Annotated in this window: 32 protein-coding genes; 6 read left to right on the top strand and 26 right to left on the bottom strand. The window is 59.7% G+C overall.

Features of this window, described 5'->3' with window-relative positions:
* Nucleotides 1-190: 190 nt before the first annotated feature.
* From J1G37_RS24165 to J1G37_RS24155, 3 genes are read right to left on the bottom strand one after another with little or no spacing between them, the layout of a single operon-like run.
* Nucleotides 191-661, bottom strand: coding sequence for an arsenate reductase ArsC (locus tag J1G37_RS24165; protein ID WP_207045812.1), 471 nt, complete (start codon nucleotides 659-661; stop codon nucleotides 191-193).
* Between the two features lies 1 nt (nucleotide 662).
* On the bottom strand, nucleotides 663-1,946 hold the full coding sequence (locus J1G37_RS24160) for an arsenic transporter (RefSeq protein WP_207045810.1): 1,284 nt from the start codon (nucleotides 1,944-1,946) through the stop codon (nucleotides 663-665).
* Nucleotides 1,947-1,965: 19 nt separating this feature from the next.
* Nucleotides 1,966-2,322: a metalloregulator ArsR/SmtB family transcription factor gene (locus tag J1G37_RS24155; RefSeq protein ID WP_207045808.1), complete on the bottom strand. Its 357-nt coding sequence runs from the start codon at nucleotides 2,320-2,322 to the stop codon at nucleotides 1,966-1,968.
* A 175-nt stretch (nucleotides 2,323-2,497) separates the two neighbouring features.
* Between J1G37_RS24155 and J1G37_RS24150 the strand changes: the two genes are divergently transcribed.
* The 3 genes from J1G37_RS24150 (at nucleotide 2,498) to J1G37_RS24140 (ending at nucleotide 3,791) form a co-directional block, all read left to right on the top strand.
* A complete protein-coding gene (locus J1G37_RS24150; RefSeq protein WP_005788169.1) occupies nucleotides 2,498-2,713 on the top strand; it encodes a hypothetical protein in 216 nt (71 codons plus the stop codon).
* Between the two features lie 71 nt (nucleotides 2,714-2,784).
* A complete protein-coding gene (locus J1G37_RS24145) occupies nucleotides 2,785-3,480 on the top strand; it encodes an AzlC family ABC transporter permease (protein ID WP_017734232.1) in 696 nt (231 codons plus the stop codon).
* The gene (locus tag J1G37_RS24140) at nucleotides 3,477-3,791 is read left to right on the top strand and encodes an AzlD domain-containing protein (RefSeq protein WP_207045806.1); all 315 of its coding nucleotides are present in this window, start codon (nucleotides 3,477-3,479) and stop codon (nucleotides 3,789-3,791) included. The genes J1G37_RS24145 and J1G37_RS24140 overlap by 4 nt, the downstream gene beginning before the upstream one ends.
* Nucleotides 3,792-3,915: 124 nt before the next feature.
* Here J1G37_RS24140 and J1G37_RS24135 read toward each other — a convergent pair whose 3' ends face one another.
* Nucleotides 3,916-4,131: a hypothetical protein gene (locus J1G37_RS24135; RefSeq protein ID WP_017734230.1), complete on the bottom strand. Its 216-nt coding sequence runs from the start codon at nucleotides 4,129-4,131 to the stop codon at nucleotides 3,916-3,918.
* A gap of 146 nt (nucleotides 4,132-4,277) precedes the next feature.
* Here J1G37_RS24135 and J1G37_RS24130 point away from each other — a divergent pair, with 146 nt between their 5' ends.
* Nucleotides 4,278-4,631: a hypothetical protein gene (locus tag J1G37_RS24130; protein WP_207045805.1), complete on the top strand. Its 354-nt coding sequence runs from the start codon at nucleotides 4,278-4,280 to the stop codon at nucleotides 4,629-4,631.
* Between the two features lie 144 nt (nucleotides 4,632-4,775).
* Here J1G37_RS24130 and J1G37_RS24125 read toward each other — a convergent pair whose 3' ends face one another.
* The 11 genes from J1G37_RS24125 to J1G37_RS24075 form a co-directional block, all read right to left on the bottom strand.
* On the bottom strand, nucleotides 4,776-5,480 hold the full coding sequence (locus J1G37_RS24125; protein ID WP_207045802.1) for a YoaK family protein: 705 nt from the start codon (nucleotides 5,478-5,480) through the stop codon (nucleotides 4,776-4,778).
* A 68-nt stretch (nucleotides 5,481-5,548) separates the two neighbouring features.
* Nucleotides 5,549-7,171 carry an ABC-F family ATP-binding cassette domain-containing protein gene (locus J1G37_RS24120; protein WP_207045800.1) on the bottom strand — a complete coding sequence of 541 codons (1,623 nt, stop codon included), beginning with the start codon at nucleotides 7,169-7,171 and terminating at the stop codon, nucleotides 5,549-5,551.
* 124 nt (nucleotides 7,172-7,295) lie between these two features.
* Nucleotides 7,296-8,333 carry a DNA topoisomerase IB gene (locus J1G37_RS24115; RefSeq protein WP_207045798.1) on the bottom strand — a complete coding sequence of 346 codons (1,038 nt, stop codon included), beginning with the start codon at nucleotides 8,331-8,333 and terminating at the stop codon, nucleotides 7,296-7,298.
* Nucleotides 8,334-8,410: 77 nt separating this feature from the next.
* Complete coding sequence (gene modC / locus J1G37_RS24110) at nucleotides 8,411-9,490, bottom strand: molybdenum ABC transporter ATP-binding protein (protein ID WP_207045795.1); 1,080 nt, start codon at nucleotides 9,488-9,490, stop codon at nucleotides 8,411-8,413.
* Nucleotides 9,491-9,492: 2 nt separating this feature from the next.
* Entirely contained in the window at nucleotides 9,493-10,173 is a 681-nt protein-coding gene (modB, locus tag J1G37_RS24105) for a molybdate ABC transporter permease subunit (protein WP_017734225.1), read from the bottom strand.
* Entirely contained in the window at nucleotides 10,174-10,926 is a 753-nt protein-coding gene (gene modA / locus J1G37_RS24100; protein ID WP_207045793.1) for a molybdate ABC transporter substrate-binding protein, read from the bottom strand.
* Nucleotides 10,927-11,037: 111 nt separating this feature from the next.
* Complete coding sequence (locus tag J1G37_RS24095; RefSeq protein ID WP_207045791.1) at nucleotides 11,038-12,102, bottom strand: nitronate monooxygenase; 1,065 nt, start codon at nucleotides 12,100-12,102, stop codon at nucleotides 11,038-11,040.
* A 105-nt stretch (nucleotides 12,103-12,207) separates the two neighbouring features.
* On the bottom strand, nucleotides 12,208-13,254 hold the full coding sequence (ada, locus tag J1G37_RS24090) for a bifunctional DNA-binding transcriptional regulator/O6-methylguanine-DNA methyltransferase Ada (protein WP_207045789.1): 1,047 nt from the start codon (nucleotides 13,252-13,254) through the stop codon (nucleotides 12,208-12,210).
* A gap of 75 nt (nucleotides 13,255-13,329) precedes the next feature.
* Nucleotides 13,330-13,995: a DNA oxidative demethylase AlkB gene (gene alkB / locus J1G37_RS24085; protein ID WP_207045787.1), complete on the bottom strand. Its 666-nt coding sequence runs from the start codon at nucleotides 13,993-13,995 to the stop codon at nucleotides 13,330-13,332.
* 4 nt (nucleotides 13,996-13,999) lie between these two features.
* The gene (locus tag J1G37_RS24080) at nucleotides 14,000-14,164 is read right to left on the bottom strand and encodes a hypothetical protein (protein WP_017734220.1); all 165 of its coding nucleotides are present in this window, start codon (nucleotides 14,162-14,164) and stop codon (nucleotides 14,000-14,002) included.
* 26 nt (nucleotides 14,165-14,190) lie between these two features.
* Nucleotides 14,191-14,493 (bottom strand): DUF1883 domain-containing protein, encoded by a 303-nt coding sequence (locus J1G37_RS24075; protein WP_207045785.1) that lies wholly within the window; start codon nucleotides 14,491-14,493, stop codon nucleotides 14,191-14,193.
* A 211-nt stretch (nucleotides 14,494-14,704) separates the two neighbouring features.
* Here J1G37_RS24075 and J1G37_RS24070 point away from each other — a divergent pair, with 211 nt between their 5' ends.
* Nucleotides 14,705-15,055 (top strand): hypothetical protein, encoded by a 351-nt coding sequence (locus J1G37_RS24070; protein WP_124524694.1) that lies wholly within the window; start codon nucleotides 14,705-14,707, stop codon nucleotides 15,053-15,055.
* A 21-nt stretch (nucleotides 15,056-15,076) separates the two neighbouring features.
* Nucleotides 15,077-15,307, top strand: a complete 231-nt coding sequence (locus J1G37_RS24065) for a hypothetical protein (protein ID WP_124524695.1) — start codon at nucleotides 15,077-15,079, stop codon at nucleotides 15,305-15,307.
* A 9-nt stretch (nucleotides 15,308-15,316) separates the two neighbouring features.
* Here J1G37_RS24065 and J1G37_RS24060 read toward each other — a convergent pair whose 3' ends face one another.
* The 11 genes from J1G37_RS24060 to J1G37_RS24010 form a co-directional block, all read right to left on the bottom strand.
* The gene (locus J1G37_RS24060) at nucleotides 15,317-15,598 is read right to left on the bottom strand and encodes a hypothetical protein (protein WP_207045783.1); all 282 of its coding nucleotides are present in this window, start codon (nucleotides 15,596-15,598) and stop codon (nucleotides 15,317-15,319) included.
* A gap of 166 nt (nucleotides 15,599-15,764) precedes the next feature.
* Nucleotides 15,765-16,736 carry a fimbrial protein gene (locus J1G37_RS24055; protein ID WP_207045781.1) on the bottom strand — a complete coding sequence of 324 codons (972 nt, stop codon included), beginning with the start codon at nucleotides 16,734-16,736 and terminating at the stop codon, nucleotides 15,765-15,767.
* A gap of 101 nt (nucleotides 16,737-16,837) precedes the next feature.
* Nucleotides 16,838-17,386 (bottom strand): fimbrial protein, encoded by a 549-nt coding sequence (locus J1G37_RS24050; RefSeq protein WP_207045820.1) that lies wholly within the window; start codon nucleotides 17,384-17,386, stop codon nucleotides 16,838-16,840.
* An 11-nt stretch (nucleotides 17,387-17,397) separates the two neighbouring features.
* Entirely contained in the window at nucleotides 17,398-17,877 is a 480-nt protein-coding gene (locus tag J1G37_RS24045) for a fimbrial protein (RefSeq protein WP_207045779.1), read from the bottom strand.
* Nucleotides 17,878-17,890: 13 nt separating this feature from the next.
* Complete coding sequence (locus tag J1G37_RS24040) at nucleotides 17,891-18,337, bottom strand: fimbrial protein (RefSeq protein ID WP_242551708.1); 447 nt, start codon at nucleotides 18,335-18,337, stop codon at nucleotides 17,891-17,893.
* A 58-nt stretch (nucleotides 18,338-18,395) separates the two neighbouring features.
* The gene (locus J1G37_RS24035) at nucleotides 18,396-18,974 is read right to left on the bottom strand and encodes a fimbrial protein (RefSeq protein WP_207045777.1); all 579 of its coding nucleotides are present in this window, start codon (nucleotides 18,972-18,974) and stop codon (nucleotides 18,396-18,398) included.
* A gap of 21 nt (nucleotides 18,975-18,995) precedes the next feature.
* Nucleotides 18,996-19,757, bottom strand: coding sequence for a fimbria/pilus periplasmic chaperone (locus J1G37_RS24030; RefSeq protein ID WP_207045775.1), 762 nt, complete (start codon nucleotides 19,755-19,757; stop codon nucleotides 18,996-18,998).
* The gene (locus J1G37_RS24025; RefSeq protein WP_207045773.1) at nucleotides 19,754-22,363 is read right to left on the bottom strand and encodes an outer membrane usher protein; all 2,610 of its coding nucleotides are present in this window, start codon (nucleotides 22,361-22,363) and stop codon (nucleotides 19,754-19,756) included. Before J1G37_RS24025 ends, J1G37_RS24030 begins: the two co-directional genes overlap by 4 nt.
* 19 nt (nucleotides 22,364-22,382) lie before the next feature.
* Entirely contained in the window at nucleotides 22,383-22,937 is a 555-nt protein-coding gene (locus J1G37_RS24020; protein ID WP_207045771.1) for a fimbrial protein, read from the bottom strand.
* Nucleotides 22,938-22,988: 51 nt separating this feature from the next.
* The gene (locus tag J1G37_RS24015) at nucleotides 22,989-23,510 is read right to left on the bottom strand and encodes a fimbrial protein (protein WP_242551707.1); all 522 of its coding nucleotides are present in this window, start codon (nucleotides 23,508-23,510) and stop codon (nucleotides 22,989-22,991) included.
* Between the two features lie 526 nt (nucleotides 23,511-24,036).
* Nucleotides 24,037-24,222: a hypothetical protein gene (locus tag J1G37_RS24010; RefSeq protein WP_049713265.1), complete on the bottom strand. Its 186-nt coding sequence runs from the start codon at nucleotides 24,220-24,222 to the stop codon at nucleotides 24,037-24,039.
* Between the last annotated feature and the right edge of the window lie 113 nt (nucleotides 24,223-24,335).

Here is a 24,335-nt window from a genome sequence, read left to right as displayed (position 1 = left end):
AGTGGAGAGGTGGATGGCAGCTTAGGCTCCCACACGTGCTTCAAGCACCGCTGTCGGTCAGCTTGCCATCCACCGCTCTCATCCACAGTCTAATCCCGGCGAAAGACACAAGCTGGCTTGCCTGCGAAGACGGCGGCACGGGCAACATCTCTACCGACCATGCCGCCGCATTCGTCGCCTCGCTAAAGCTCTACAAGAGCGCGATCCGTTCAAGTTCAGCCTTCAATTCAGCAGCGCCGAGACGCGCAAACGGCAGTGCAAAAAACGCCCGGCAACGGCTTTCGATGGTTTCCAGCGTGGCGTGAAAGGCCGCGTCGAGAATCGCTTCGTCCCCGTCCACCTCAGACGGGTCTTCCAGCCCCCAATGCGCCTTGACGGCCGGCCCGAAATACACCGGGCAGGCTTCGCCGGCGGCCTTGTCGCACACGGTGATGACCAGGTCCGGCGGGCAGCCTTCAAACGCGTCATTGCCTTTGCTGTACAAGCCTTCGGTGTTGATACCAGCGGCTGCCAGCGTCGTCAGGCTGCGCGGCAAGACCTGGCCCTTGGGAAAGCTGCCAGAACTGATGGCTACGAAACCCGCGGGCGCCAAGTGGTTGAACACCGCTTCAGACAAAATGCTGCGGCAACTGTTGGCGGTACACATGAACAGGACTTTCATTTCAGATACTCAAACGCAAGGCGAGGGCGGCAAGGGTGATCAACAGCACCGGCAAGGTCAGCACAATCCCGACCTTGAAGTAGTAGCCCCAGGTAATGGTGATGCCCTTGCGCGCCAGGATATGTAGCCACAGCAATGTGGCCAGGCTGCCAATCGGGGTGATTTTCGGGCCGAGGTCGCTGCCGATTACGTTGGCGTAGATCATCGCGTCCTTGACCACGCCCACGGCATGGCTGGACTCGATGGACAACGCGCCGATCAGCACCGTCGGCAGGTTGTTCATCGCCGAGGACAGCAAGGCCGTCAGCACACCCGTGCCCATGGCCGCACCCCATACGCCGTAGGTGGCGAAGGTGTCGAGCCAGGTTGCCAGGTACGTGGTGAGGCCGGCGTTGCGCAAGCCGTACACCACCAGGTACATGCCCAGGGAGAAAATCACGATCTGCCAGGGCGCTTCCTTCAGCACCTTGCGCGTGGAGATCTTGTGGCCCTTGGCGGCGATGACCAGCAGGAGCAGGGCGCACACGGCGGAAATCGCACTGATGGGAATGCCCAATGGCTCCAGGGCAAAACAACCGACCAGCAGGATGCCCAGCACCCACCAGCCGGCGCGGAAGGTGGCGCGGTCGTGGATCGCACTGGCCGGATCGGCCAGGTCTGCGGGGTCATAGACCTGCGGGATATCGCGGCGGAAAAACCATAGCAGCACCGCCAACGTGGCGGCGACGCTGACAAGGTTCACCGGCACCATCACGGCCGCGTATTCGTTGAAGCCAATCTTGAAGTAGTCCGCCGAAACGATGTTCACCAGGTTCGACACCACCAGCGGCAGGCTCGCGGTGTCGGCGATAAAGCCTGCGCCCATGACAAAGGCCAGGGTCGCCGCCGGGGAAAAGCGCAACGCCAGGAGCATCGACATTACGATGGGTGTGAGGATCAGCGCGGCGCCGTCGTTGGCAAACAGCGCCGAGACCAGCGCGCCCAGCAGCACCATATAGGCAAACAAGCGTCGCCCGCGCCCACGGCCCCAGCGTGCGACATGCAGTGCGGTCCAGGCGAAGAAGCCGGCTTCATCCAGCAACAGGCTGATGATGATCAGCGCAACAAAGGTGCCGGTGGCATTCCAGATGATGTGCCACACCACCGGAATGTCCGCCAGGCTGATCACGCCGCAGGCCAGGGCGAGGATGGCGCCCATCGTCGCGCTCCAGCCGACGCCGAGGCCCTTGGGCTGCCAGATGACCAGAATGATGGTGAACAGAAAAATGCCAATGGCGACAAGCATCAATAAAAGCTCCGAGGGTTCAGCAGCAGGCGCTGGCCCGTTGTGGTCTGTTGCCCATTGCATCCAGACGTTGGGTGTCGGCATGCAACCACGGCAGGTTGGCTTGCAAGGTGATGTCCAGCACCTGTGTGACCCACGCGGGCAGTGCTGGGTTGATGCGGTAGTAGATCCACTGGCCCTGGCGACGATCCAGCATCAGCCCGCAACTGCGCAGTTGCGCCAAGTGGCGGGAGATTTTCGGCTGGCTGTCCTCCAAGGCATGGATCAGTTCGCACACGCAAAGTTCGCCTTCGCGCGCAACCAATAACGCCAGGCGAGCGCGGGTGGCATCGGCCAGGCATTTGAACAACTCGGGTGGGGAGATGAGCTCGGACATGGCCAAGACCCTATACATATGGAAAATCGAATATACGTATTTCCATATGTATCGGTCAAACCGATTTTCGCTTGATCTGGATCAAGTGCCCGGAAATCTGCCGCAAGTGTTTGAAATTAAAATGAAACACGAATGTCCTAAAGTGCCTGCCATTGCAAACGAAGGAAGAACCCGCGTGACCCGTGCCACTCGCAACCTGCGCAAGACCCTCGATTCCGTCGCGGAAAATAACGAAACCGCTGCTTTCGACCTGATGCGCGCCGTGGAAAAACTCGGCGATGAAGTGCTGCGCCAGCGCTTGCTCAACACCATTCACCGGCTGAACCAGGACGCCTACGAGTTGCGCGAAGCGCGGGACTCGGTGGAGCAGGTGTCCGTCAGGCTCGCCTGAGCAAGATCGTTCAAGACAAGCGCCTGGTTGCGCTGGCATGCTTGGCGACTGTCCGTCGTTGAGCCGTGTCCATGCCTACTGCCTTACCTCATTACGCCTTCGCACGCGGTGCCATTGCCGTTATCCCGCTGTCCCTGGCCTGTGCGCCGTGGGGGCTGCTGGCCGGCTCCATGGCCATTGATGCGCAATTCACCCCGCTGCAAGCCCAGGGTTTATCCGCCATTGTGTTCGCCGGCGCCGCGCAGTTGGTGGCGATCGGCATGGTCAAGAGCGGCGCAAGCCTGATCTCCATTGTGCTGACCACCTTGCTGCTGACGTCCCAGCATTTGCTCTACGGCATGCACATGCGCCCGACCCTGTCGGCGCTGAACACGCGCTGGCGGATGAGCCTGGGGTTTCTGCTCACCGACGAATTCTTTGCCCTGGTCAGCCACTACGACCGTCAGACGTTTAATCGCTGGTACGCCCTCGGCGTCGGCTTGACGTTCTATATCGCCTGGAACCTGTTCACCCTCGCCGGCATCGTGCTGGGCAAGAGCATTCCCGGCCTGGACCAGTTGGGTCTGGAGTTCTCCATCGCCGCGACCTTCATTGCGCTGATCACCCCGGTGGTCCGTGATGTGCCGACCGTGGTCTGCGTGGCCGTGTCGTTGCTGTTCTCGGTGTGGCTGAGCTTCCTGCATTGGGAATCGGCCGTGGTGGTGTCGGGTGTGCTGGGGATGAGCGCCGGGTATGCCTGCAAACGGCTGGGAGTAGGGCAACGATGATCTACATCATGATTGTGACGATGGGCCTGGTGGTGTTTCTCAACCGCTATCTGTTTATCGAGCCGCGTCTGCCGGTGCGCCTCAACCGTGGTGCACGGGAGTTTCTCGGGTTCGCGGTGCCGGGGATGCTCACGGCGATTTGCGGGCCGATCATTTTCCTGGCCGATCACCAGCACCTCAACCTGAGCCCGACCAACCCCTATCTGCTCGCAGGGATCAGCGCAGTGGCGTTGATGTACTGGACGCGCAATGTCCTGCTGACCGTACTGTTGAGCATGGCGTTGTTCTATCTGCTGCGCTGGCTGCTCTGACGCCCAGGCGAAAAAAAGCCCGCGGGAGGGCGGGCTGAAGGGAGACTTCTAAAAATGAGCGTGGCCACTATAGGTGGCGCATTCTCCCTTCACAGTGAAACTAAATTCATGCTGCCGTGTTGCATCAGCTCTTGGCGTTGAGCTTGCGCAGTTCTTCATACGTGGCCGACTGGACGAACCAGAAGCCGGAAATGATGCACCACGTCAACGTGCCGCCGATCAGGACCGCGAGGCCCGTCAGGAAACTTGCACCGAACATCGTTACCAAACCCATCAGCCAAACGAAGGCCAGGGCGATGTAGAGCACAGTGTTGTTGACGCTGATGACGAAATCTTTCATGACGCTTCCTTGTAGAGAATATCCCGTTGACCTCCTCAGTGAGATCAACGTTGGCATCATAATGCCATGTGTCAGCAGGCGCTACCTTTGGCCCCTAGGGCGCCGGCAAGTGGTAGAGTCGCGTTTTTTTGCGACGGAGCAATGGCATGCACAAGGTGGTAATGGCGGCATTGGTACTGGCAGCACTGGCCGGTTGCGCAGGTTCGAAGATGAAAGACGCGCGCGAGGGCACGCCCTACAAGACCCTGGCTTCGGATAAGGCCACCTTGGTGGTTGCCGAATGCATCCAGTTCGGCTGGCAGGACGAAAGCGTGTTTGGCGTGGACGCTGGTGGCTTCAAGGAACCGAATGGGGCGGGCGGTTTCACCGTGTACACCACCGGCGGCGATTACTTTGTCGATGTGCAAAGTGCAGGTGCCGGCGCCACGGTCAAGTACTACGCCGTTGACGACAACATGCCCGCCAAGCGTCGCCTGGCGGCACTCGCGACTTGCCTGTAATCCGTTGCCTTAGTGGTTTTAGGAAATGCCCGGCGGGACAGCCGCCGGACATTCGCTTATCATTCCTCCCGCTCGTTCGACGTGATGGCTCTTTACCAGCACACGGACGTCGAGGCCGACGCGTCGGACGAGCATCCTTTTCCTCTAGCGCGGCATATAACCCAAGTGCCAGCGCCGTGGAATCTTCAGCGACACCACGCCCAGCAACGCCGCCAATCCACCGCTGACCAGCAGCGCCTTCAGGCCCATCTGCTGCTCCAGCAGCGCGCCGAGCACCGCCCCGACAAACATTCCGCCCCACGGAATCAGTTGCACACGCCAGCCATTGCGGCGCTCCCCCAGCATCCAGCGCCCCAGGCCGCGGCCGAAACGTGAGAGCGCGCCGGTCACGTACGTCAGGCCTACCGGCAACCCGTTGACCTCTTCCACCGCCGCATTGAGCATGCCCATCGCAATGATCGCCGCCAGTAAGGCAGGCAAGGCATCGTCCGTGGGCAACAACGCGCCACCGCAGAGCAGGGCCGCGATGCACAGCAGCAAGGGCAGGGCATGCCGGCGGCTGAAGCGGCTGACCATCACGCCTAACGCATTGCCGACGACAAAGGTCGCCACCAGCAACAACAGTCGCCCCGTCAGGCCAAGATCGCCCGCACTGATCGCCACCGCCAGCCGCGTGGTGTTGCCACTCATGAACGAGACAAAATCGCCACTGGCCATAAAGCCAATGGCATCGGTCATGCCGGCCAGTACTGACAGGCTGGCCACCAACATCAACCCGACCCGGCCGCGCCAGCGTTGGCGGTGGGCGTGTAGGGCATTGGCGTAAGGCTTGGGGGACGACGGCAGCATAGGACTGGGCTCCGTGTGAGATTATTCGGCCACTACCGTAGGACGCTTTGTCAGCCCGCGCAATGACCTCAAGCACACTCCAGGCGCCAGCCTGCGCTTTCCCAGCTCAGGTAATGCGTCGGCCGGATTGCCCGCATGAACGCCTCATCATGGGACACCGCGACTATTGCCCCGGTAAACCCTTGCAGAGCCTGCTCAAAAGCGAGCACAGAATCCAAGTCCAAGTGGTTGGTGGGCTCGTCCAACAACAGCAACTGCGCAGGCGTTTTGCGCCACAAGGCAATTGCCATCGCGGCCTTCAGCCGTTCGCCGCCGCTGAGCTGTCCCGCCGGTTGAGTCACGCGCAAAGCGTCCAGTTGTAAAAGGGCCAGGCGCGTACGCAGTTCGGCTTCTGTCATCGGCGTGTCGAGGCGGTTGAGCTGTTCGACGATGGAGCGCTGGTCATCGAGCAGCGCAAGGTGTTGATCGATATAGGCGCAGGGCACATGTACGCTGCAAGCCCCGCCAACGGCCTGCCAATGACCCGCCAGCACCTTGAGCAACGTGGATTTGCCGCAGCCGTTCGGCCCACGCACCGCAACGCGAACGGGGCCCGCTAGATGAAGGTCGAGGCCTGTGCGTGCGAGCCAAGGCAGGTCAACATCCACCAGGTGCAGCACCTGTCGGCCGTTGGGCACGGTCGAGGCGGGCAACGCGAGCATCGTCGGCGTTTCATCCAGCACACGCTCGTAGGCCTGGCGTACCTGGGCGTCGAGTTCGTGCTTGTGGGCACGGTGTGCACTGCCCACGTTGCTGAGGATTTCGCTGGCGGCGCCTTTCCAGCGAGCCTTGGTGAAACGGTCCACGTTGGCGGTGCCTGCCTGCTTGCGCGAACGCGCGGCGTGCCGTTGCAAGTTGTCATGGTCTGTTTGCAGGCGCTGTCGTTCGCGGTTGCGGGTCAGGCGTGCGTGTTCCAGGGCCGCGACTGCCGCATGCTGTTCGGCGTCATGCTGCTGGCGGTAGGCATCGTAATTGCCGCCATAGACCTTGGCGCCAAGGGGTGAGAGTTCGATGATGCGCTCCAGGGTGTTGAGCAGTTGCCGGTCGTGGCTGACCACCACCAGGCCGCCGCGCCAATCCGCTAATCGGTGCAACAGCCACTCGCGGCCGCTGCGGTCGAGGTGGTTGGTCGGTTCATCGAGCACCAACAACTGTGGCGTGGCCAGCAGCGCGCCGATCACGGCCACCCGCGCCAATTGGCCGCCGCTGAGTTGGTCGACCAGGCTGTCAGGCCCCAGGTGCGGCAGTCCAGCGTTATCCAGCGCGTGGCGCAGGCGTTCGCCGAGGTCCCAGCGGTCGTCGATCAGTTCTAGATCTTGCGGTTGCGCCGTGCCGTTGGTCATTCGCTTAAGGGCCGACAAGGCCGGGGCTGTGCCGGTGAGATGGGCGATGGTTTCGCCGGGGGCAACGTCCACGCTTTGCGGCACGTAAGCCACGCTGGCGGAACGCCTCAGGGTGCCGGAGGAGGGCGGTAGGCGCCCGGCGATCAATTTGGCGAGGATGCTTTTACCTCGGCCGTTGCGCCCGACAATGCCGGTGGGCGTGTGATCGATGGTCAGGTTCAGGTCTTGCAGTAACGTTTCGCCATTGGCGAACTGAAAGCCCAGGTGTTGCAGGGAAACGAGTGCGGGCAGCCGGTTGACGTCAGTCATCAGCACCTCCAAAAAAATGTCGAACAGGCCAACAAGCGCGCGGGGCGGCTTGTTGCAGATACATTTTGGAAGGCTTAGTTGTTCACGTCGGCGGTCGTCCCGATACTCAGAAGGGACGCAAAGGCTAACCCTGCTTGGCGGCTTTCGGCAAGCCCGCTGCCAACTTTTCCAGAAACATCGCCAGCGCCACTTCTTCCGCCTTGAGCCCCTTGCGCACCCGTGGCTTGGGCAATTTGGACAGTTCCCCGAGGCTGAAATGCTCCAATACGGCGGGGTGGATGTAGCACTTGCGGCATACCGCCGGGGTGTTGCCCAGTTGCTTGGCCACGTCCTTGACCGTCGCCACGACATGGCGCTTGGCATCGGATTCGGGCTGCCACTCCAGTTCGCGCAGTACCGCCAGCGCCAGGGCGGTACCGGCCCAGGTGCGGTAGTCCTTGGCGGTGAAGTCGGCGCCGGTGAGGCTGTGCAGGTAGGCGTTGACGTCATGGGAGCTGACGGTGTGCCGTTCGCCCTCCGCGTCGAGGTATTGAAACAGGTCTTGCCCCGGCAGCTCCAGGCAGCGCTTGACCACCGTCGCCAGCCGCCGATCGCGGACGCTGACCTGGTGCTCCACGCCACTCTTGCCACGAAACTGGAACTGGATCTCGCTGCCCCTGATATCGACATGCCGGTTGCGCAGGGTGGTCAACCCGTAGGACTTGTTCTCACGCGCGTACTGGCTGTTGCCGACGCGGATCAGCGTGGCGTCGAGCAGCATCACCACCGTGGCCAAGACCTTTTCCCGGGTAAAACCAGGCTCGGCGATCTGTGCTTCGAGTTGTTTGCGCAGTTTTGGCAGCGCTTCGCCAAACGCCTGGAGACGCGAGTACTTGTCACCGTCGCGCACCTCACGCCAACGCGCGTGATAGCGATACTGCTTGCGCCCACGGGCATCGCGGCCGGTGGCTTGCAGGTGGCCGCGCGGGTCGGCGCAGATCCACACGTCGGTGTAGGCCGGCGGCACGGCGAGGGTGTTCAGGCGCTGGATTTCATCCGCGTCTTTGATACGCACACCTTGGGCGTCGAAGTACTGGAATTTACCGCGCAGAATCTTGCGGCGAATGCCGGGCTGGGTGTCGTCAACGTAGTGCAGGTCGCGGGGCAGCGTGGCGTCGGGCATGGCGAAGGTTCCTTGGCAACAATCAGGCCGGTATGCCTGATTGACCGCGACCGTTTGCCGTCGTGCCAAAAGTTTACTTAGGCGAGTACCGCGACCGCCTTGATCTGTGCCCACAGCGTCTGCCCGGGATGCAGTTGCAACTGATCGCGGGAGAACCGTGTGATGCGCGCCAGCAACGGTGTGCCGGCCGCATCCAGGCGCACGAGGACGTGGGCATTGTTGTCGGCGCCCAGCTCCTGGGTAACCGTCACCGGCAAGCGATTGAGGATGCTGCTGTGTTCCCCCGCCTGCAGGCTGAGGCTCACGTCGCGTGCCTGCACCTTGATCCGCAGCGCCTTGCCCAGCGCCAGCGGCGCATGGGCCACACGCATGTGCAAGGCGCTGGCGGGCAGTTGCAGGGTCAGCAGTTGATAGTGTTCGTCGTAGGCGCTGACCGTGCCATTGATCACCACGCCGGCGTCGTCACCGGAGGCCATCGGCAGGTCGAGGCGCGCCAGGGTTTCGCCGATGGGGCCGCTGGCCAGGGCCTTGCCGTCATTGAGCAGGACGATGTGATCGGCCAGGCGCGCCACTTCGTCCTGGGCATGGCTGACGTACAGCACGGGGATGTCCAGTTCATCGTGCAGGCGTTCGAGGTACGGCAGGATCTCGCCCTTGCGCTTGCTGTCGAGGGCCGCCAGCGGTTCATCCATCAACAATAATTGCGGGCTGGTGAGCAGTGCACGGGCGATGCCGACGCGTTGCCGCTCACCGCCGGACAAGTGTTGCGGGTGGCGATCAAGCAAGTGGCCGATCCCTAGCAGTTCGGTGGCTTGGGCCATGTCCACGCGGCGCTGCTGGCGGGCAATGCGCTTGAGGCCGAATTCCAGGTTGGCGCGCACCGACAGATGGGGGAACAGGCTCGCCTCTTGAAACACATATCCCAGCGCGCGCTTGTGCGGCGGTACGAACAGGCCGTTGGCGCTGTCTTGCCACACCTCATCGTTGATCTGCACAAAACCTTGTCCGGCGCGCTCCAGCCCGGCGATGCAGCGCAAGCAGGTGGTTTTGCCGGAGCCGGAGTGGCCGTACAACGCCGTTACCCCGCGACCGGGTAATTGCAGGTCCACAGCGAGGGCAAATCCCGAGTAGTTCAGTTGCAGGCGTACGTCGATCATCGTCAGCTCCAGCCCATCTTGGTCTTACGGCTGGAGTACAGCGCCAGCAACACAAGGAATGCGAACACCACCATCGAACCCGCCAGCCAATGGGCCTGGGCATATTCCATGGCTTCGACGTGGTCGTAGATCTGCACCGAGACCACGCGGGTCTTGTCCGGGATATTGCCGCCGATCATCAACACCACGCCAAATTCGCCGACGGTGTGGGCGAACCCGAGAATCGACGCGGTGATAAACCCCGGACGGGCGAGGGGCAGGATCACCGTGAAAAACGTGTCCCAGGGATTGGCGCGCAACGTTGCCGCCACTTCCAGGGGGCGTGTGCCGATGGCGGAGAAGGCGTTTTGCAACGGCTGCACCACAAACGGCATCGAATAGATCACCGAGCCAATCACCAACCCGGCGAAGCTGAAGGTGAGGGTGCCCAGGCCCAGCCATTGGGTAAACTGGCCGAAGTAGCCATTGGGGCCCATGGTCAACAGCAGGTAGAAACCGATCACCGTCGGTGGCAACACCAACGGCAAGGCGACGACTGCGCCGATGGGGCCGCGCCACCACGAACGGGTGCGCGACAGCCACAGGGCAATCGGAGTGCCGATGACCAGCAGGATCACGGTGGTCAGTGACGCCAGCTTGATGGTCAACCAGATAGCGGAAAAATCGGCACTCGATAGCGGCATTTAGAGCTCGTAACCGTAGGACTTGATAACGGCCGCGGCTTTTGGCCCTTTCAGGTATTCAACCAAGGCCTTGGCAGCGGCGCTGTCCTTGCCCTTGTTGAGGATCACCGCGTCCTGTTTGATCGGGTCATGCATGGACGACGGGACGATCCACGCCGAACCGCTGGTGACTTTGCCGTCTTTATAGATCTGCGACAAGGCCACGAAGCCCAACTCGGCGTTGCCGGTGGACACGAATTGATAGGCCTGGGTGATGTTCTGGCCTTCAACCAGCTTGTCCTTGACCTTGTCGGTCAAGCCTTCCCGCGCCAGCACTTGGGTGGCGGCCAGGCCGTAGGGCGCGGCTTTCGGGTTGGCGATGGACAGGTGTTTGAAGTCGTTCTTCTTCAAGACCTCGCCTTTGGCATCGACATAACCTTCTTTTGCCGACCACAGCGCCAGGGTGCCCACCGCGTAGGTAAAGCGCGAGCCTTTGACGGTGTCGCCTTCGCTTTCCAGTTTTTGCGGGGTGGTGTCATCGGCGGCAAGGAACACTTCGAACGGCGCGCCGTTCTTGATCTGCGTATAGAACTGGCCGGTGGCACCGTAGGCGGCGACCAGTTTGTGGCCGGTGTCTTTTTCGAAGTCAGCGGCAATTGCCTGGATCGGTGCGGTGAAGTTGGCCGCGACGGCGACTTGCACTTCATCGGCGTGGGCCGAACCGAAGGCAAGGGCAGCGACCAACGCGGCCAGGCGTGAAACACGAATCGTCATAGAGCAGCTCCTGAGGATGTACGGCTTGTTATAGGTAGAAGGCGTTACCGCTATTTACGGGAATATATAGCGGTTAGCCATTGCCGGTACAGTGCCAAGTTGCCCCAGGTGTCAGTTTTTCGTGAGTTTGGCCAGCGCCTGCTCGGCCAATTCGCGTGTCAGGTCATAGGTGGAGATGTCTTTGCCCAGGCGCAGCGCCTGGCCCGACCACAGGTTGCTGAAACCCGCTTCATCCTTGGCCTTGAGCGGTATCAGCACGCCGCCGGAAGTAGGAAACGCCGGCGCTGCCGGGTTGATCGCGCCCAGTTCACGCATGACCCGATTGACGATCCCGCGTGCCGGGCGGCCGGTGAACAGGTTGGTCAACGCGGTTTCGCTGGCCTGGGCATGGCGCAAGGCGTGGTGATGGGACGGCGTGACATTCGCTTCCGGAGTGAACAGGTAGGCAGTGCCGATCTGCACCGCCGAGGCACCCAGGGCAAAGGCCGCGACAATCCCCCGTGCATCGCCAATGCCACCGGCGGCGATCACCGGCACGCTGACGGCGTCGACGATTTGCGGCAGCAGGGCGAACAAACCGATCTGGGTGTTAAGGTCCTCGGTCAGGAACAGGCCACGATGCCCTCCGGCTTCACTGCCCATGGCGATGATTGCGTCACAGCCGTGTTGTTCCAGCCAGATCGCTTCTTCTACGGTGGTGGCCGAGGACAGCACCTTGGCTCCGGTGGCTTTTACCCGATCCAGCAAGGCTTTTTCCGGCAGGCCAAAGTGAAAGCTGACCACCTCGGGACGGAATTCTTCTACCACTTGGCAGGCGGCGTCGTTAAACGGTTCGCGATTGGAAATGGGCGTCGGTGCGTCGAAGTCGGCGCCCAGTTCGAGGTAGTAGGGTTTCAACAACGCTTTCCAGTGCTGATCGCGTGCTGCATCGGGCTCAGGCGGCTGGTGGCAGAAGAAGTTGACGTTGATCGGCCGCGTGCTGGCCTGGCGAATCGTGCTGAGCGCTTCACGCAGTTGCGCGAGGCTGAGCGCCGCTGCCGGCAGCGAACCCAGGGCGCCTGCGTTATTGGCGGCGATGACCATGGCCGTGGTCGTGCCGACCGCCATGGGTGCCTGGATGATGGGCGTGTCGATGCCCAGCAAATCAATCAGGCGGGTGTCTGGCCAGGTGCTCATGGGATGCGTCTCCAGCGTTAGTAAGATTTTTCGCTGTTTTAGCAGGGCCCTTGGCCGCCGGCCACTCTGTTTTATTCACTGGACGCGGGCGCATTTTCGTGCGGGTCAGCTGTCACTTTCGCGAGCCAGCAAGCGCCGCTTGCGCTCCACCCCCCAACGGTAGCCCGACAGCTCGCCATTGCTGCGCACGACGCGGTGGCAAGGGATAGCCACGGCCAGGCTGTTGGCCCCACACGCCTGGGCCACTGCGCGGAATGATTTGGGGGCGCCGATACGCGCGGCGATCTGCGCATAGCTGGCGGTGCTGCCCAGGGGGATGTCGCGCAGGGCTTGCCACACCCGTTGCTGAAAGGCGGTGCCACGCAGGTCCAGTGGCAAATCCAGGCCGAGGGCGGGCGCCTCGATAAAACCCACGACGTGCGCGATCGTTTGTTCGAAGCGGCGGTCGGCGCCCACCAGGTCAGCCTTGGGAAACTGCTCCTGTAGGTCGCGTACCAACGTGTCCGGGTCATCCCCCAGCAGAATGGCGCACACGCCACGACGGCTTTGCGCCACCAGAATCCCCCCCAATGAACATTGGCCAACCGCAAACAGAATCTCGCTGTTGGTGCCACCGGCCTTGTAGTCACTGGGTTTCATGCCGAGCAACTGATCGGCCGACTCATAAAAACGGCTGTTGGAGTTGAAACCTGCGTCATACAGCGCGTCGGTGACCGAATGCTGGCCCTTGAGCCCTTCACGTACTTTGCGTGTGCGCTGGGCGCTGGCGTAGCCCTTGGGGGTCAACCCGGTGACGGCTTTGAACACCCGGTGAAAGTGGAAAGGGCTAAGGCCCGCGCGCAGGGCGAGCGTGTTGAGGCTGGGCGGGGTGTCGGCTTGTTCGATGTGGCGGCACGCCTCGGCGACCAGTTGCGCATGATGGGCGGCCAATTGCGTCTGGTCGCCGCTCGCACGCTTGCTTGCGCGGTAACCGGCGGCCTCGGCTTGTGCGGGCGTGTCAAAGAACTGGATATTTTCCGGGCGTGGCAACCGTGAGGCGCTGCTGGGACGGCAATACACGCCGGTGGTTTTTACGCCATAGACGAATAGTCCGTCGGCCTTGGGGTCGCGGGCGACGATGGCGGCCCAGCGCGGATCTTGTTCGGTTTTCATGGGCGGCACTCTTGACGGGTCTTGCGCAGAATAACCGTGCCGCAGCGGCCCGGCACTCCGAAGCTTGCGGTCAAATCAGCCGGCGGTGCGAAACGTCAGGTTGATGCGTTGCGGGCCCATGACCGGGTGCAGGCCTTCCTTGACGGGCATCACGCCGTGAAAGCACAGGCGATCGACGCCGCCCCAGACCACGACGTCGCCATGGAACAGCGAAACCTTTTGCGCCCGGTCACCACGCGCGTGACCACCAAACAGAAAAATCGCCGGCAAGCCGAGGGACACCGACACCACCGGTGCGGTGTAGCAGCGTTCGTTCTTGTCCTGATGCAGGGACATTTTTGCGCCGGGCACGTAGCGGTTGATCAGGCAGGCGTCGGGGGCGAAGCCGACGAAACCGGCATCTGCCGCTGCCTGCACAGCCAATTGGCGCAACGCGTCAGGCATCGCCGGCCAAGGCCGTTGGCTGCGCGGGTCCAGTGGGGAGTAGCGGTAGCCGTGGGCGTCGGTGGTCCAACCCAATTCACCGCAGCTGCTCAACGCCGCCGACATGGTAAAACCGCCTGGGGTGACCATCTGCCGAAACGGTGATTGCGCCAGCACCTGGCGCAGCGATGGCAGCAGGCGTTCGATCCAGGGCAGGGCATAACCCCTCAGCACGTAAGACTCGTCGCCGATTTGCTCACGCCCTGCAGGCTGTTGCAGGGCGTCATCGGCGAACAGGTCGGCAGTGGGGGCGGGCATGGGTTTACAGCGCCTTGCTCACAGTGATGTCGGTGATTTCATCACTGGCATCATGAATTTTGGCCAGGGCTTGCTTGGCTTCTTCCACGCTGTTGCTGTGCAGTTGGGCGAACTCGAAGCGGCGCTCGCCGTTGAGTTTGTACTTGATCACGTATTTGGTGGTAGTCACTGCTTATTTCCTGTGGCGAGTCCGAATCAGCTCAGCTTGGTGCTGGTGCGACGAACGATACGAATCTTGTGGGACAGGGTGGGTTTGCGCGTCACGCTGATCGCGCGGCGGGTGACCACATCCAGGGTAATGTTCCAGAAACCGGTGCTTGGCGCGGTGATCTTGGCGGGAAACTTGTCGAATGCGCCGCCGTGGTAGGTGTGGCGGCCGCCATTTTTAAAGCTGCGAAAATTCGCATCGCTCATCAGGCGAATATTGCAAGTTTGCGAGCATTCGATGACGACAATGTCCCCTTCGTTGAGGTGCTCGCGCTGGTGGATGAATTTCATGGGGTGTCTCCAGAAGGGCTTTTTCTGAAAAATCAGAACGATACGTAGGTTAAGATGGAGTTTATCAGCCCCAGCGCTTTTATTATCGTGCCGTTGTCGATGACATCGACAATTTAAAACAGTTATTTACCGAGTTATCAGGGATAAATCCTACGTTGGCGGGAGAAATTTACCATCCTCGCTGTCGTAGGATCTTTATCGGAGGTTTTGTATGAAGTGGAGTGTGTTGGTTCTGGCCGTGGCGCTAGGTGGGTGTGCCTCGGTGGCCGATATCAAGCAGACCCCTCCGACACTGGCCGTCATTTCCGGCAAGAAGCCGCAGGAATATGCTGCCTGTGTAGTGCGTAAGTTGTCGTCTACGCGTCGCCCGCCGCAGATCGAGCCACATAAAGATGGTGTGCAGGTGATTGTGCCGCAGAAATTTTCCGCGGACCCCTCGGCCATTTTCGAGATTGAAGATCGCTCCAGCGGCAGCAGCATCAAGCTCTATGAGAGCATGTCCAATGTGCCGATCCGTCCGGGTGATGTGAAAAAGGCTGGGGAAGATTGCATTTCCGGCTGAAGCCGTTGCGGAATATCAGATATGAAACGTGAACACGTCAAAGCGCGTCATGCCGAGGGCCAGATCTCGGCCACCCATGTGATCCAGAATCCCGCCGACCTCGGCGAATGGATCGTCTTTTTCAAGAAAAGCGGTGGGCGCAGCTTTTTCCTGGTGGACGATCAGGATGAGGTCGAATCCTTCGCCAGCCTTGATGCGCTGACCGAGACCCTGCGCGGGCTAGGTATCAAGTTCGCTGAGGTCCACCTGTAACCCCAAGGGTTACTTGCACACCACCACCACGCTGCGGCTTTTGAAATTGCCGACGTCCTTGCCCAGGGTCTTGTCGCCTTCACTCAGTGCCGGCGTACCCTCGGTGCCGACGATGCGATAACCGGTGCCGGCGCAAGACGCGTCGGCCTTTTCGTAGCAACTGGCCCAGGAATTGGCTTCACCGGAACAATCGATGGTCAGGCCCTGTTCGCCATTTTTCAGGTAGACATCAGAAGTGGTGGTGCAGCCGGCGAGCGCCAGTACTGCAGTCAGTGCCAGAAACTTGTTCATAGGGGGTCATCGTTGAGGGTGTTGGAGGGGACGCTGACACGGTCGTGGGGCGTTGGCGCAGGAGTATAGCGAACTGCCACTTGGTGCGCAGTCACAGAATTCAATCGGCGACCGCGCACCCTTGGGGAGGTGTGGAAATGACATTGGCTTCAGCGTCTTACGCGGGTCATGGCACCCCTAGCACCAGTACGCCACTCCCCGTTATGGGCCCCGCAGCAGGCAGCGAGCCCGCTCGCTTAACCAGGGAAAATGTCACATCGTCCCCTCCGACACTGTTGGTGATCTGGGTCACGAACCGACCGTTGACTTGCACGGCGGACCCCGCCCGTACAAGCGCCGTGCCGACGTTCGTGTTGGTCATGCTCAGCAAGCGTGAGTCAAACGAGGAGGGCGTACCTTTGTAAGTAATGGTGATTGGCATGGTGATTCCACCATCCGGGCATGAGTAGCTGAGCCTGCGGTTGCTACGGATGGGGCTGGTCAGCGGGTCGGTGCCTATCTCACGCTGGTGGACGGAGGCAAAGTCAATCACGATCGGGTTGTTGTTATTGATCGTGCAGGTCGATGGCGACACGGAAAAGTTGTTGGCGGCCGTGTACGTCAGCGAAAGTGCTGTCCTGCCGGCGTCATAGTTGTTTGTCTGGCTCAGGCGCAGCACACCAAGGACGTCGCCTATTCGCACGTCGATAGGGTTTGTCGGGTTGTTACGAAGCAGAATGAAGGGCGTCACGTTGATGGGGACGCCGATGGCGTTATTGGGCATGGTTGCGACTCGAATGTTGTTCGGCACCGGGGTGTTGTAATACGTCCCGTTTATTCTCAAACCGGTGCCCTGGCCGACGAATTTCGGACCGGGCGTCCAGGCTGCGCCGGCCAGAACCGACGTTGCCCAGTAGTCCTCATAATTCGCTGGCCAACCCGGATACGGCGTGAACCGGCACTCCAGCCTCACGCCTTCCAGGAGAATCCGGCTTGGGTCTGCGCTCACCTGGACGGTCACGGGAACCTGCAGGTTCAGCGTGCCGCCCGTGTCGACCTGTTGCCATGGGCCGCCATTGACACGGCATTGGGCGGCATTAACGTTTGTAGCAAGACCCACCAGTGCAAGCAGCACCATGGCCCCATATAGTCGTTTCATTGTTGTTTCTCTTTTGCCCCCTCTAGCCGAGTATCGCTCGGTGAACAGTCGATCCGTTCGTAGACGCTGCTCGTAAGGCGGGTTGTGTTTGTTTGAGGTTGTTACGGGTAATCCAGCGTGAAAGTGGAGGTCACCGTGTACCTGCCGTGCCCGATGGTTTGATCCCTGATCGCATCCGGCTCGCCCTGCACATAGGCTTTGAGTTCAATGACGTTGCTGCCATTGCTCAACACGTGCTTGTCGCTGACGCTGTTCACGGGTAATGGCTTGTTGTTCGGTGTCTCTATGCCGAGCCCAACACCGGTGGCACCACTGCCACTGTCCAGTGCGAACAACCCAGGCAGCTTCACGTTTTCCGCGCCGCCGAACATGATGGTTACCGTGTCTCCAATCGTGGTGTCACAGTTTTCCAGATGCACCTTGAACCCTTTGCCTTGAGTGCGCGTGTTGATGTAGAGGTGCTTGCTGGTCACGTCCCAGAGTTCCAGCGTGATCGCGTCGTCACCCGGACGGATCGTGCATGCCTCTTCAACCAGGTTTCCCTTGAAGCTCAGGTTGTCCGCCGCATTCCCCTTGGGCGCGAGCCCAAAGCTCAACAGCAACGCCAGCCAAGCACATGGCCACCCTTTATGATCCCTTTCATGTCGCATGGGCATGGCTCCTACTCGTATTCAGCCAGCAACGTGGCCACCGCTGCAAAACTAGCGGGGATCAGCGTTGCACCGGGTTGTTTGACGGGCACTACTTCCAATGTCGGTGGTGACGACAGGACGATATTGATGGGTGTATTGAGCGGAAACGGCGCGTTGTTGCGAAAAATCCGGATACCCAGCGCCGGCACGTTGGCCTGCACCGCCGCACCATCAAATGCCGTGGGCGTGCCGTTGACACTCAACTTCAGCTGCCAGGGCAGGGTGGCCGGGCCACAGGTGATGGTGTAAGGGACCGCCCTGCGGTACTTCACACCGTCTACGTGCTTGACCCCCACATCGCCAAAATCAACTTCAATTGTGTTGCCTGCATCGATGGTGCAAGGCGGGGGCTCATTCAACGTTCCGCTGAACGTCAGGTTGGCCGAAGCACCACCGCATAGGCCGATAGAGCACAAGGCGAGCAACGCTCGCTGCTGCCAGCATCTCATTGATCATTCCTCTTCATTGATAATCGACCACCAGAGTGGCGGTCGCATCAAATGCCCCTCCCGTCAATGTGCTGCCCGCACGCTTGACTGGAACCGCCTGCACCGTCGGAAAATTCGGGTAAGTGAAATTCACGGCAGTATTCAAGGGCCAGTCGCCACCGTTGACGAACAACTTTATCCCCAGGTCCGGTTTCCGCGTGCTCAGTACGCGATTGTCAAACCCGGCCGCCGTGCCCTTGAGCTCCAGTTTCAGCGCGTTGCTGAACGGGGAGTTACAGGTGACGGTATACGGCACATTTCGCCGGTAATTGACCCCATCCACCCGCGACGTCAGCAAGTCGTTGCCAAAAGGCACATCCAACGTAGTACCGCCGTTAATGACACAGGGCGGAGGCGCGATGATGACTGCGCGGATAGTCAGGCTGGTCTCTGCCTGCACACCTTGGCTGGCGGCCCACATGAGGCCACCCCCTATCAAAACGGTCCAAAGACCGGTTGTGTTCACTCTCATTGTGGCCTTACTCATAGTTGAGCCGGAAATCCACCACTGCCCGAAACGCTCCGCTGGATAAAGATGCGGAGGTGCGAGTGGCTTGAACATTCCAGGTCTGGGTATTGCTGCCCAGGGGCAAAAACAAGGGTTCGCCCCTGGAGCCCAGCTGTACATCGCGCCCCAAGGCGTCGGTCAGGCGCAGGCCCATTCCCGTGATGCCTTGCACCTTGACCAACCGGGGGTCATCAGCATCGGCGGGGGCGTAAAACGCCACTGACACCACGGGTTGAAAGGCACTCCACACCAAGTTCCCCGTGCGTTCACTGCGGATGCCACCGGCTTTGCGTTGGCAATCGGCAAAGCGCAGTTGAAAGGCGACCGGGCTGGCCTGATCACCAGGCCGTCGTAATTGGCTGGTGGAGATGGCCCCGAGATCGATCGTCTGGTGCATCGATGTCATCTCCAGAATGCAGGGGGTTTCATGCATGGACCCATTGATGTTCAGCAGACCGCTCATGCCTTCAACATCTTCATCCTCACCGTATGCCCTCCCAATAGAGACCAGCAGCAATGCACCCAAGAGCTTCGCGTTGTGCGACTTCATGACTTTCTCCGGCAGCCAGCGTTATTCATTGGGCGTTGCTGCTTGCGCGTTGACTTTGCACGTGTTGCCAACACAGGTGAAAGCCATCAGTGGGCGACCGCCGTAATCGTTCACATACGCCAAATGCGGCGTGGTACCGAGCGCCTTGGCCGTTGGCCCCAAGGTCAGCGCAGCTTTTGGGGGAATCATCAGCGGTTCAAAGCCGGCTACGGTTTTGCCGTCCTTGGTGGTGCGCGCATCCACCAGCGTCACGTAGTAAGGCGTCGGGTTGTTCACTTGATAACGTTCACCCTCACGGATCAGCGTGAGCTTTTCCTGCCAGGGGTTGGAGAGGTCTTGCTGACTGGGCGCAATAGCTTTCGGTCGGTAGAACAATTTGATCCGCGTCTGCAGCGCAATCTGCAGGGTGTTGGGTTTATCGCTGCGCGGCGGAATCTCTCTCAAGTTGAAGTAGTAGACCGTCTCTCGATCCTGCGGTAGCGACTTGGCCGCTGGTAATGCCTGTACTTTCAACTGGCTTTGTTTTCCAGGTTCCAGGCGTTGAACCGGCGGTAGCACGATCAAGGGCGACGTGATTTTTTTGCCTTCCTCATCCTCAATCCAGCCTTGAGCCAAATACGGTAGCTGGGTGTTGTTGTTGGTGATATTTACGCTGGTAGCTTCTTTGCCACCATCGAAAATCACTCGGGTACGGTCCAGGCCGACGGCGGCGTTGACGTTCTGACTCAAGGCCAGGACCAACAGCGTGAAGGCCTGGGCTGCGAGGGGGGTATTGAGCCTCATGAGGATGTTTTCTCCGTATCGGTGCGCTGGCCGGTCAAGGTGGCGGGCTCAGGCGATGAGGGGTCGGTGGCTACCATCCGGCAGCCCAGTTGCAAGGCATCGGTCAAGCCATCAGCAGGCAGGACGTTGGGCAAGGTCAGGATGCAACGTTCGGTGCCACCCCAACTGACGATCATTTGTTGGCCGGCCTGGATGCCGCTCAGGTAGACATTGCCGCCGTCATTCACAATGCCGGTGTCCTGCTGTTTCACGTTTTTCACCGTTGCGCCGAAGGGCGGTGAACTGCCATCCGGAAGGCGCAGAACGGCCATGGCTTTTTCGCCGGCAATCACGGACAGGGACCGATAACCGATAGCACCTTCGGTGAGCGTCAGCTGCGTGACGGATTGGGTGGCTTCGATATTGCTCGGCAAGTTTTCCAGGTCGACACTGGCCGCTGTGCGCAGATAGCTGCCGACATCGGCAATCACCGCTTTACCGAACACATTGCTGCGGGTCGGTGCGCCGTAACCGCGCACGGGCACATCGGCGACTCCACCCGTGTCAACCATCAGGCGGGTTCCGCCGGTACTGTTGGTGCGATGCAGTGCTGCGCCATGGCGCGTGAGCGTGCCACCACCGCGAGCCGACACACTGAGCGTCGAGTAACCGCCTTCCTGCCGGCTGGCGGCAAGGTCGATGTCAGCCTGGTCGCCGGTATGATTCAAGTAACCACTGGCGGCCTTGTCGCTGGCACTGAGCTGGTAACTGTTGCGCTCATCGAGGCGATCCGTGTAGCGCGTGCCAAAGCCGTTCTTGCCTGCGGTTCTATTGGCGTCCATCGACAATGTGCCGGTGTGCCCAAACGGCAGGCTGACCGTCAGCGATACGCCGTTATCCCGATAGTTGTAATCCAGCGTGCGATATACGTTCAGGGATGCGTTCATGTTTTTGACGGTTCCGATATTGAAGTAGCGCGACGCCGACAAGTTCCAACGCTGCGTGGCGGGCCGGCCCCAATACGTTTGTTTGTTGTAGCTGGCGTACACGGTGGCCCCTAAATCGCGAAACTGTTTATTGATGGTCGCGGTATACAGCGCCTTGCTATCACCGATAGGTCTCCAGCCCCTCAAGAGATCACCGCTGGCGTCACGCTCGGCAAGTTCGCCATTCAGGCCGTAATGACGGGCGTCCAAGTATTCACTCATACTCAGGTAGTTCTTCTCGGAGAACCGGTAACCGGCAAAAGTGATTTGGCTGTCGTACTCTTCGAAGTGCTTGGAGTATTGAAGTCGGTACGATTTACCCGAGAGCGTTTCACTCCACACCTCAGCACGCGATTGCGTGACGTCCAGCGAGAGCGCGCCGAAGGCCAGCAAGTCACGGCCTACCCCGACAGACAATGCGCGGTAGTTGTTATCCGCGATGCCGCCGCCATACAGCGACCAGCCGTTGTTGATCCCCCAGGAAAACTCCCCCGTCCCAAAAAAGTCGCCATCGGCGCCATATTGGAGATTGGAAGGCCGCCCCGTCGCCACTTTGTAACGAACGTGCCCAGGACGCGTCAGGTAGGGCACGCCAGCCGTATCGAACTGGTAGCTATGTACCGAACCATCCTGCTCTTCCACCCTTACATCCAGTCTGCCAGTGACCGCGTCATTGAGGTCTTGAATGCGAAATGGGCCCGCTGCGACCAGCGTTTCATAGAGCACGCGCCCCTGCTGACTGATGATGACCTTGGCGTTGGTTTTGGCCACACCAACCACTTCCGGGGCATAGCCACGCAAGTTGGGCGGCAATTGGCTTTCGTCCGAATTGAGCGCGGCCCCGGTGAAACGGAAGCTGTCAAACAAGTCCGAATAAAGATAGTTTTCGCCCACTACCAGCCGTGCTTGCAGTTGTGGGATGGCGCGGTAAGCGTAGTAACGGCTCCACTCCAACCGGTGTCGACGCCCGGGCGAGTCTTCGCGATCCTGGTCGACACGGCCCTGCCAGTCAGCCCTCAACCGCCAGGCCCCGGCATTGGCCCCGATCGTACCGTTACCACTGATGTTGCTGCGCGCCCGCTCACTGCACTGCTGACCGGTTTGTGCCGTCATGTTGTAGTCAATCAGCAGTCCTGACACCCCTTCGTCCCAGCGTGAGGTCGGGTCCCAATTGGTCGCGTTGTATTCAAGGTAAGCATGAGGCAGGTTGATGTTCAGCGTGGAAGTGGCCAAGTCACCCCTGACTTCCATCCCTGGCAGGCTCTGGATGTCCAGGCATTCTCCATCTTTCCACCACGTCAGTTTGGCGGTGCCGGAAGCCTTCAAACCCAACTGCGATACAAGGCCTTGCGATAAACAAGCCAGGCTTCCTTTAGGGTCGTTATCGGGAGGGTAAAAGGCCACTGAGTATTCAGATGTCGGCTGGTTGTTTATTTGTATCACCATTGAATAAGTGCCCGGCAGAATAAAGCCACTGCGTGCAAAACGGGACAAGTCAATGTTGGAGCGATCACTGAGATCAAGGACATCAGTGTTGAACTCGATATCTGCGGCACCCAGTGCAGTTCCCGCCACCGATATTAAACCGCCAAAGAGTAAACTTGGGCGTAATGCATTTATGATCTTCGACGCATTCAACATGAAAGCAATCCATCAATGTTCAAAAGTATTCCAACTTGAACCGCACCGCAGCAGTGTGGACGCCAGGCAATACCTGCAGCCCGTTGCCGACCAGGCGAAGCGTGTAGTTCAGCGTCATGTCGCCTTCATTCAACGGATGTGGAGGCATCCGCTCGCCTGGCACGCTCTCTTGACCCAAGGAATCCCAAATATGCAAGGCCACCCCTTGGGATAAGCCTGACGTGGCGAACGAGCGACCGTCTCTGTCGCGATCTCCGTCAAACGTCACGCGCATATGCTCCCAGTCGGGCAACGTTGCGCCAGGGCGATTTGGATCAGGGCGAGTCAGTGAACAGTTGACCAAGCGCAGTTGGAAGGGGTGTGGCGCGCCCAGCGAGTTTCTCAAGAGTCGGCCGATGGGCTCTGCAGGCATATCAATCGTTTGATCGATACTGGACAATTCCAGCCCGCAGGCAGAATCAACAATGTTTCCACCCAATGTGACGACCCCATCGCCTTGACCTTGTGCAAAGACCACAGGGCGGATGAACATCAGCAGTGAAGTGGCAATAGCGAGGTGTATGAATGTGTTCACCGTTATCTCCCGCCAAGTTCCCCCGCCACATTCAAGTGGCGGGGGAAACACTTACTGGTAAGCCAGGGTGAAATTGGTGACTGCGGTGAAATCACCAGGGACGATGGCGCCCGTAGCCGCACCTTGTACATAGGCACCGAATTGCAGTGTGTTATCACCCGCGACAATGGCTTGCGGGGTAGTTGGCACACCCAGTTCAATAACGCTGCTACCATGTGTCATCATGATGCCGATGTTACCCGCCCCCCCGACAATACCAATCGCCCCCGGTACTACAGTTGATGGCGCAGCCGTGAAAGTCGTGGTTACGGTTTTGTCGGTAAGGCCAGTCATATCGCAGCCTTCAAGTTCGATGAGCACAGGACGGGCATTGGATTTTCCACCATTTTGCAATTGGTGCTTGGCAATGGCGCCCAAGTTGACGGATTGATCTACGGACTCAGGCTTGATGGAGCAGGCACCAGAGTGAACAGAGCCGTAAAACGTAACGGTTCCATCCGCCGCTTGAGCAGTGGCGATCGAACCCGCGAGCAGACTGATCGCCAACAGCGTAGTTTTCATTTCAATTTTCATTTGCAAAGACCCATCGATTAGTAAGTGTCATGAATAAATCCTTTCGCAGTTGCGGGCAGGACCTTCCAGGCTTGAAACAATGGTCAGTACCATTGCCAAGCGGGTGTTGCGGCTTCGGTGCATCCCTCGACGTCAGTATGAACAGTTGTTTTTTCAACTAATTGCATTGCCAGTTCTGGGTTTGTTCAAAGCACGGCAATTATTGGAGCTAGACTTGAAAAAGTAAGTCGCCTGATTCGTCTAGTTACGTGGTCTGAGCGTGTCGAAATGTGTAAGAGGGTTATGGCTATTTGCCAAAACTTAAAATGCATCTGTAGGATTTTTACTACATTGCACTGAGTGAGGGTGTTTTGTGTTTTGCTTTGGCTGTAAGAATGGGATTACGGACTTGCGAAAGCAATAATGGCTCATGCAGTTTTATCTAACTAATGCTGGGCTGTGGGTGATAAAAGTCTTGAGCTGCGAAAAATCAATGCGCACAAAAAAGCCCCGCTCGGCGGGGCTTCTTTGTGCAGGGCCTTGAAGCTTACTTGCCCTTCGGTCGCTTGCTGGACGCATGGCCGGCTTCATCCACAAACACTTCGGCTACCGCAATCGCTTGGCTTTCGGTGGCAAATGCGCCCGCGACGCTGTCGCCATGAAAGTTGATCAAGTGCCAGCCATCTGCACGCTGGGTGATCAGGTAGCCGTTTACGCCTTTTGGTTCTGACATCTATCAATCTCGGGGGTGTGGTTCAAGGGGCTAATGATAGCGCCAAATGTCGCGGGGCCGCGCATGTTATTGCCGCTCAGTGCCCAAGGGGCAAAAACGTGCTAAACAGGATG

The organism is Pseudomonas sp. Marseille-Q1929, from assembly GCF_017316265.1.
Lineage (GTDB): Bacteria > Pseudomonadota > Gammaproteobacteria > Pseudomonadales > Pseudomonadaceae > Aquipseudomonas.
The sequence above is the reverse complement of the archived record's forward strand: the minus strand, read 5'-3'. Positions and strand labels throughout refer to the sequence as shown.

Bases quoted from the DNA above. Each gene is read 5' to 3' on its own strand.
- J1G37_RS24165 (WP_207045812.1), bottom strand. From the start codon at position 661: ATGAAAGTCCTGTTCATGTGTACCGCCAACAGTTGCCGCAGCATTTTG.
- J1G37_RS24160 (WP_207045810.1), bottom strand. From the start codon at position 1,946: ATGCTTGTCGCCATTGGCATTTTTCTGTTCACCATCATTCTGGTCATC.
- J1G37_RS24155 (WP_207045808.1), bottom strand. From the start codon at position 2,322: ATGTCCGAGCTCATCTCCCCACCCGAGTTGTTCAAATGCCTGGCCGAT.
- J1G37_RS24145 (WP_017734232.1), top strand. From the start codon at position 2,785: ATGCCTACTGCCTTACCTCATTACGCCTTCGCACGCGGTGCCATTGCC.
- J1G37_RS24140 (WP_207045806.1), top strand. From the start codon at position 3,477: ATGATCTACATCATGATTGTGACGATGGGCCTGGTGGTGTTTCTCAAC.
- J1G37_RS24135 (WP_017734230.1), bottom strand. From the start codon at position 4,131: ATGAAAGATTTCGTCATCAGCGTCAACAACACTGTGCTCTACATCGCC.
- J1G37_RS24130 (WP_207045805.1), top strand. From the start codon at position 4,278: ATGCACAAGGTGGTAATGGCGGCATTGGTACTGGCAGCACTGGCCGGT.
- J1G37_RS24125 (WP_207045802.1), bottom strand. From the start codon at position 5,480: ATGCTGCCGTCGTCCCCCAAGCCTTACGCCAATGCCCTACACGCCCAC.
- J1G37_RS24120 (WP_207045800.1), bottom strand. From the start codon at position 7,171: ATGACTGACGTCAACCGGCTGCCCGCACTCGTTTCCCTGCAACACCTG.
- J1G37_RS24115 (WP_207045798.1), bottom strand. From the start codon at position 8,333: ATGCCCGACGCCACGCTGCCCCGCGACCTGCACTACGTTGACGACACC.
- modC (WP_207045795.1), bottom strand. From the start codon at position 9,490: ATGATCGACGTACGCCTGCAACTGAACTACTCGGGATTTGCCCTCGCT.
- modB (WP_017734225.1), bottom strand. From the start codon at position 10,173: ATGCCGCTATCGAGTGCCGATTTTTCCGCTATCTGGTTGACCATCAAG.
- modA (WP_207045793.1), bottom strand. From the start codon at position 10,926: ATGACGATTCGTGTTTCACGCCTGGCCGCGTTGGTCGCTGCCCTTGCC.
- J1G37_RS24095 (WP_207045791.1), bottom strand. From the start codon at position 12,102: ATGAGCACCTGGCCAGACACCCGCCTGATTGATTTGCTGGGCATCGAC.
- ada (WP_207045789.1), bottom strand. From the start codon at position 13,254: ATGAAAACCGAACAAGATCCGCGCTGGGCCGCCATCGTCGCCCGCGAC.
- alkB (WP_207045787.1), bottom strand. From the start codon at position 13,995: ATGCCCGCCCCCACTGCCGACCTGTTCGCCGATGACGCCCTGCAACAG.
- J1G37_RS24075 (WP_207045785.1), bottom strand. From the start codon at position 14,493: ATGAAATTCATCCACCAGCGCGAGCACCTCAACGAAGGGGACATTGTC.
- J1G37_RS24070 (WP_124524694.1), top strand. From the start codon at position 14,705: ATGAAGTGGAGTGTGTTGGTTCTGGCCGTGGCGCTAGGTGGGTGTGCC.
- J1G37_RS24065 (WP_124524695.1), top strand. From the start codon at position 15,077: ATGAAACGTGAACACGTCAAAGCGCGTCATGCCGAGGGCCAGATCTCG.
- J1G37_RS24060 (WP_207045783.1), bottom strand. From the start codon at position 15,598: ATGAACAAGTTTCTGGCACTGACTGCAGTACTGGCGCTCGCCGGCTGC.
- J1G37_RS24055 (WP_207045781.1), bottom strand. From the start codon at position 16,736: ATGAAACGACTATATGGGGCCATGGTGCTGCTTGCACTGGTGGGTCTT.
- J1G37_RS24050 (WP_207045820.1), bottom strand. From the start codon at position 17,386: ATGCGACATGAAAGGGATCATAAAGGGTGGCCATGTGCTTGGCTGGCG.
- J1G37_RS24045 (WP_207045779.1), bottom strand. From the start codon at position 17,877: ATGAGATGCTGGCAGCAGCGAGCGTTGCTCGCCTTGTGCTCTATCGGC.
- J1G37_RS24040 (WP_242551708.1), bottom strand. From the start codon at position 18,337: ATGTGGGCCGCCAGCCAAGGTGTGCAGGCAGAGACCAGCCTGACTATC.
- J1G37_RS24035 (WP_207045777.1), bottom strand. From the start codon at position 18,974: ATGAAGTCGCACAACGCGAAGCTCTTGGGTGCATTGCTGCTGGTCTCT.
- J1G37_RS24030 (WP_207045775.1), bottom strand. From the start codon at position 19,757: ATGAGGCTCAATACCCCCCTCGCAGCCCAGGCCTTCACGCTGTTGGTC.
- J1G37_RS24025 (WP_207045773.1), bottom strand. From the start codon at position 22,363: ATGTTGAATGCGTCGAAGATCATAAATGCATTACGCCCAAGTTTACTC.
- J1G37_RS24015 (WP_242551707.1), bottom strand. From the start codon at position 23,510: ATGAAAATTGAAATGAAAACTACGCTGTTGGCGATCAGTCTGCTCGCG.
- J1G37_RS24010 (WP_049713265.1), bottom strand. From the start codon at position 24,222: ATGTCAGAACCAAAAGGCGTAAACGGCTACCTGATCACCCAGCGTGCA.